This is a genomic window from Vibrio sp. 2033 (assembly GCF_033339735.1).
This window is the reverse complement of sequence record NZ_JAWOVC010000403.1, coordinates 1-668: the sequence shown is the minus strand read 5'-3', so window position 1 is coordinate 668 and position 668 is coordinate 1. Positions and strand designations below refer to the sequence as shown.

General features: G+C 57.3%; 1 protein-coding gene. It reads right to left on the bottom strand.

The genetic code is table 11. The features are described 5' to 3' along the window. On the bottom strand, positions 1–657 hold a 657-nt coding region (locus R7P74_RS26850), incomplete at its 3' end, for a transposase (protein ID WP_318123705.1). Between the last annotated feature and the right edge of the window lie 11 nt (positions 658–668).

The window sequence follows — 668 nt, the reverse complement described above, 5'->3', positions numbered from 1 at the left end:
ATTGCAGAGATCGGCCAGAGCGATATTGCCCGGCGAGACTTTCGGGTCGTTTTTATTCAAGGAAGCGATATTGTTATTAAGCCTGCCTTCGGTGACGGCCTGATAGATGTTTGAAGCACGGATGGCGGCGATGCGTGAGGCCTGGGTCTTGAGGTTGCGGCCGGCGACGGGGAGTTTGAGGCCTTTGAGGGCTGTGTCATTCGAACGTTTTGTCGACGAGGCGGATGTGGCCATGATGCCGGAGAGTTTTGCGAGGTATCTGAGGCGTGCCTGCTTCTCCTGTGTGAGGCGGTGTTTTTGATAGAGATAGGGCGTCTGTTTTGAGAGGACGTGCCAGATGAGTTCGCACATTTTGCGGGCAACGGCGATCTTGGCGATGTTGTGGCCTTTCTTGCGGGCGATCCTTTGATACAAAGAAGCGAGGGGCGAAGGGGTACGGATGAGGGCCTCGGCACTTTCGGCGAGGGACCAGCGGGCTTCGGCCCGTCCCTGTTTGGTGATGCGGCCGTGAAAGCTGCGGAGATCGCCGGATTGATAAGTAGAGGGGCAGAGGCCGAAGTAAGAAGCGAGCTTCTTTGGGCTTGAGAACCTGGAGATATCGCCGATGGCGGAGAGGATGCCTGCGGCCGAGACGGTCGAGATGCCGTCGATGGTCATCAGCAGATCCA